Below are 3,308 nucleotides of genomic sequence, written 5' to 3' on the forward strand. Positions count from 1 at the left end.
CTTCCCTCCTGGTGTTCGTGGCCGGCGGGACCAGCGGCTGGCTGCTGCGTGACCGCATCGGCAATGGCGGCAGCATTCGGACCGAACCGCTGACCGCTGCCTTCATCGCCGATGCCGTTGCCGCCCATCGTGTCTTCTCCGTCGAGGTCCGTCATCCGGTCGAGATCGGCGTCGACGAGGAGACTCATCTGGTGAACTGGCTGTCCAAGCGGCTGGGCAAGAACATGCGTTGCCCAAAAGTCACAAGAGGGGGCTACCAGCTGATCGGCGGGCGGCTTTTGGCCGATTCCGCTGGACCTGTTGCAATGTACATGTACGAGGATGCGGCCGGGCGTCGCATCACGTTGTATATCCGCCCTTCTCCCAACGCCTCCGGTTCGGCGTTCCGGTTCGCTCAGGATGGTGGTGTCCGTGCTTTGTATTGGCAGGACAACGGGTTAGCACTGGCCGTCGCCGGAGAGGCCGATCGGGATACGCTGTCCGGCGTTGCAGAGGAGGTCTATGGCGCGTTGAATTCCTGAGATTGCCCACGGACTTATCAACAGGAATGTTGCCGCGCCCCCCTATCGTCTGCGGCCGTCATCTGGTAGCTTCTTCACCGGCTGGCACAAAATGTTGCGGCTTATGGAAAACGGCACTAGACCGTGACCTGTTTGCCACAGCATAACCGGACACCGGATCGGGAGTACTCGGGGATGAGTTGGACGGACGAGCGGATTCAACAGCTCAAGGATCTCTGGTCCCAGGGTTTGAGCGCGAGCGAGATCGCCGACATTCTGGGAGACATCACCCGCAACGCGGTTATCGGCAAGGCCCATCGGCTGGGCTTGTCCGGCCGGCCGTCGCCGATCAAGAAGAAGCCGACGCGCGGCGCCACCATCCTCGCTCTGACCGAGCGGATGTGCAAATGGCCGGTCGGTGATCCCAAACACCAGGACTTCCATTTCTGCGGCAAGACCGCCTTGCCCGGTATGCCCTACTGCGCGGAGCACGCAGCGCTGGCCTACCAGCCGACATCGGGCAGCAAGAAACGTGATGAAGACCGCAACGTCGGCGCCGCCTGAGCGACGATATGACATCCAAAAAAGCCCGCTCTCAAGGGAGAGGCGGGCTTTTTTGTTGGGCTTCCGTCGAATGCCTGCGCGAGCGACGCTCTATCGCACCTCCACGGCATCGCGCAGCACCAGGACCATGCCTTTGTGGCCGACGACCAGCATCGCGGCTCCGGCCGGCCGGTCCGGTCCTTCGACCGACCATAGGGTATCGCCGACGAAGACCCGTCCCTGTCCGTTGATGATCGGTTCGCTCAGCGTCACTGCGCGGCCAACCAACTGGCCGGCGCGGTCATTGATGTGAGCGGCATCTATTTCGGCCGATTCAGTGCGGCGACGTGCCTGGATCATGGCCGCCGCAACTGCGGCACCGGCGGCAACCGTGAAGAAGCCGGCCTCGTTGACCAGCCCCCAGTCGTGCCATAGTGCCGTAACCAGCCCGGTCAGCAATGCCGCCCCACCGAACCAGATCAAAAAGAGGCCGGGGATCACCAGCTCCGCCGCGATCAACACGGCGCCCAGCGCTCCCCACAGCAGAGGCGACATCCCGTCACTCCTCGTCGGCTGAGGCCGTTGTGGTCGGCGGCACCGACCAGGGATTGCGCGGACCAGGGGCAGAGGTCTCCGGCGTCCGGGGCGGGGTGGCATCGCGTAGCAGCTCACCCAAGCCCGAGAGGGTACCGGCAATGCCGGCCAGCTCCACCGGTAGGATCATTGTCTTCTGGTTCGGAGATGCGGCGAAGGCCTTCAACGCCTCCATGTATTTCTGGCCGAGGAAATAGCCCAGCGCCTGGTTCGATCCCTGTGCCACCGCTTCGGACACCATCCGTGTTGCCTTCGCCTCCGCCTCTGCCAGCCGTTCCCGCGCTTCCGCTTCCAGCTTGGCGGCTTCGAGCTTGCCTTGGGCGATGCGGATCTGGCTTTCCTTTTCGGCATCGGCCTCCAGGATCTGGGCGCGGCGCAGGCGTTCGGCCTTCAACTGGCGCCCCATCGCCTGGACGATATCCTCGGGCGGGGTGATGTCGCGCAGTTCGATGCGGGTCACCCGCACGCCCCAGGAGGCGGTGGCCTCATCCACGGCGCGCAGCAGGTTAGCGTTGATCGCCTCCCGCTGGCTCAGCAATTCGTCCAGGTCCATGGAACCCATGACCGTTCGGGTGGTGGTCATCGCCAGCGTCTGGATCGCTCGCTGCAGGTCGTTGACTTCGTAGGTCGCCCTCATCGGGTCCAGCACCTGGAAATACAGCACGCCATCGGCGGTCACAGCGGCATTGTCCTTGGTGATGACGCTCTGGGAAGGCACATCGACCACCGTCTCGCGCATGTCCACCTTGGCGCGAACCGAACTGATCACCGGGAAAATGACATTGAAGCCGGGATGAAGCGTCTCCTGATAGCGCCCCAGCCGCTCGACAATGAAGTTGAAGCCCTGGGGGACGGTGCGGACGCTGGTGATCGCCAAAATGACAACCAGCACGAACGCTGCGATAACCAGAATGCCGAGTTCCATCGATGGCCGCTCCTAACAGGGCGGCGTCGCAATGGACGCCGTCAAACCATCATGAGGCAATTTCGAGGGGCTGCAAATCCTGGCGCGGCCTCGGTCGTCCGCTTCAATAGTCGTGGGTGTCGTGTTTCAGTGTCACCCGTTCGCCATTCAGCAGCGACAGCATCAGCTGAACCACCATCTCATGGACGATCACCGTGTGGTGGTTGCCGGTCTCCTGCATCGCCTTGCGCAGCGAGTCGCGCACCGCAGGCACGCCGGTGACGTCGATCAGCACGTCCAACTGCTCGCCCAATCCCGCCAGTTCCTGGAAGCTGGTGGTGGTCTTCACCCCTCGATGGCCGGCGAGGAGCATGCCCGGTGCTTCGGGATCCAGGTCCGCTACACCCAGCAGTTCGACGAAGGGGGCCGCAAGCAGTTTGCTCAGCAGGGGCGTTCCGGTCTCGCCGGCGCCGACGACGGCGACGCGGAACAGATCGTTGGGCATAGGGTTCGCTCCTTTCAGATACGGACAAGAAAAAGGCGGGGAGCCGAAACTCCCCGCCCGAACCCTAGCCGAGCCGCACTCCGGTTTGACCCGGACGCGGCGTCGCACCCATCGAAGAAACAGTCAGCCTTACGACCAGGCGGCCATCTTCTTTTCAAGGTTGTCCGACAGCTTGTCCAGGAACTGCTTTGTGGTCAGCCACGGCTGCTGCGGGCCGATCAGGATGGCGAGATCCTTGGTCATATAGCCGGCCTCGACGGTT

The 3,308-nt window shown here is 63.2% G+C and carries 5 protein-coding genes and 1 pseudogene; 2 read left to right on the forward strand and 4 right to left on the reverse strand.

From position 1 onward, the window contains the following. Both I71_RS04580 and I71_RS04585 read left to right on the forward strand, forming a co-directional pair. Nucleotides 1-521, forward strand: a 521-nt coding sequence (locus I71_RS04580) for an anti-sigma factor (protein WP_042691240.1), incomplete at its 5' end; no start/stop codon positions are given. Nucleotides 522-695: 174 nt separating this feature from the next. Continuing rightward, entirely contained in the window at nucleotides 696-1,064 is a 369-nt protein-coding gene (locus tag I71_RS04585) for a GcrA family cell cycle regulator (protein ID WP_042691243.1), read from the forward strand. Between the two features lie 90 nt (nucleotides 1,065-1,154). On the opposite strand, the gene I71_RS04590 is transcribed toward I71_RS04585, so the two are convergent. From I71_RS04590 to I71_RS39475, 4 genes and pseudogenes are all read right to left on the reverse strand, one after another. Continuing rightward, a complete protein-coding gene (locus I71_RS04590) occupies nucleotides 1,155-1,598 on the reverse strand; it encodes an NfeD family protein (protein ID WP_042691247.1) in 444 nt (147 codons plus the stop codon). Nucleotides 1,599-1,602: 4 nt separating this feature from the next. Next, nucleotides 1,603-2,562, reverse strand: coding sequence for an SPFH domain-containing protein (locus tag I71_RS04595; protein ID WP_042691250.1), 960 nt, complete (start codon nucleotides 2,560-2,562; stop codon nucleotides 1,603-1,605). A 103-nt stretch (nucleotides 2,563-2,665) separates the two neighbouring features. Further along, nucleotides 2,666-3,046: an oxidoreductase gene (locus I71_RS04600; RefSeq protein ID WP_042691253.1), complete on the reverse strand. Its 381-nt coding sequence runs from the start codon at nucleotides 3,044-3,046 to the stop codon at nucleotides 2,666-2,668. A 129-nt stretch (nucleotides 3,047-3,175) separates the two neighbouring features. Then, nucleotides 3,176-3,308, reverse strand: a pseudogene (locus tag I71_RS39475) (NADP-dependent isocitrate dehydrogenase); the annotation flags it as partial.

The organism is Azospirillum sp. B506 (assembly GCF_000333595.1).
Lineage (GTDB): Bacteria > Pseudomonadota > Alphaproteobacteria > Azospirillales > Azospirillaceae > Azospirillum.